At 34.4% G+C, this 1,449-nt stretch carries 2 protein-coding genes and 1 pseudogene; all 3 read right to left on the reverse strand.

Annotated elements, in window-relative coordinates; genetic code table 11:
* Positions 1–309 (reverse strand): annotated as a pseudogene (locus AC1DUW_RS28670) (alpha/beta fold hydrolase); the annotation flags it as partial.
* A gap of 18 nt (positions 310–327) precedes the next feature.
* On the reverse strand, positions 328–900 hold the full coding sequence (locus tag AC1DUW_RS28675) for a polyhydroxyalkanoate biosynthesis repressor PhaR (protein WP_053346018.1): 573 nt from the start codon (positions 898–900) through the stop codon (positions 328–330).
* Positions 878–1,449, reverse strand: a 572-nt coding sequence (locus AC1DUW_RS28680; protein WP_477644166.1) for a hypothetical protein, incomplete at its 5' end; no start/stop codon positions are given. The genes AC1DUW_RS28680 and AC1DUW_RS28675, both read right to left, overlap by 23 nt.

Here is a 1,449-nt window from a genome sequence, read left to right on the forward strand (position 1 = left end):
GTCTAATAAATACACATCATAGCCACTGTTTACAAGGCCTCCTATTACACTGGTTCCAGGTGCAAAATCTAGGATAGTAGGGCGGTTGATTAGCGAGTAAACAATAAAGACAGGAACATCATATTTTTTTTCAACGGTAGGATAATGCCATAAAGTCGCCTTATTTTTTTTCCAAATAGCATGTCTGGGAGTGTGACCTTCACTTAGTTCAGGTCCATTGATGGCATTTGAAAATTCGTTCCAACGCGTCATCTCTTTTTCAAAATCGAAAGAGGGAATTGTATTATTATTTAGAGTTTCAGTAGCCAAATTTATTCCTCCTTATTATCATTTAGATGTAACAGCTAGGTTTTGTTCTTGTTTTGCTTTTGTATCAATGTTTTTGCCCATTAGCTCTTTAAGAATCAGAATCTCCTCTTTTAAGCTATGGATTTCTGCCAATTCACTTTTCACTTCTTGGAGATTTGATTTCAACTGTTTTACCTCTTCTAACTCTTTTTTGGATATCGTTTGCTCTTTTTTTAGCTGTTTTACTAGCTTAATAATGTCACGGGAAACTTCAGTAATGCTTTCCATTTCCTTATTGGAGGAATCAACAGAATCTTGTAATTTCCATAACTGTTCTTCCAGCGAGTCCAATTTTTCTTCCGTTTGGATAGCTAATTTCGCTACGTTAGACAAATCTGCTTTAGTAGGTACGTTCCATTGATTGGCGAAAAACTCCTGGTTCTTTTTAAAAAACTCCAGATAACGTGCTTGGGTATCCGAGGTTAATCTTGAATAGCTTACAAATTCCGGATTATTTGACGATCCTTTGATGAAATCATTTGCTTGTTTTTCCCATTGGTCACTAAATTTTTTAAACATATCATAAGGATCAAATGTTTTTTGATCTACCATTTTCTGAAGTACCCCCTGTATTTTGATTTGATTTAATTGATTCGTTTAATCCCTCCATATATGTATGAAAAGGAAAAAACACATTTTTCATTTGGTTATTCATTATTTTCAAGAAATCACGTTGTTTATTCTGGATAATGGAAGCAGTTTGTTTCATATTGTCCACATACAGATTGCGGTTATTTTGTCTAAATTCAACATGGTCTTTCAATACGGACATAAAGTTGTCAACATGTTCGCCATTTAGCAGATTAGCCCCTGATGTTAACTTTGTTGTATTGTTTTGCACATCATCTAATTGTTTGTTAATTTCCTCATAGGACTTTACTGGGAAAAAATATTGCAGGACAGTCGTTGCGTTGAGAAGTTCCTCTCTAGATATTTTTTCCCAATGATGCAGTTCTTTAGAAAATTGTTCACTGAGTTCTTTACTATTTTTATGATTCCTTTTAACATTTTCTGCAAATTGAAGAGCAGATTGAAGAAGTACTTCCTCACGAAATTCTGTCCTTTCAACCCAAGCATCTAATTGTTCAAACGCTTGATCCC

The organism is Peribacillus sp. P4_C12, from assembly GCF_056402095.1.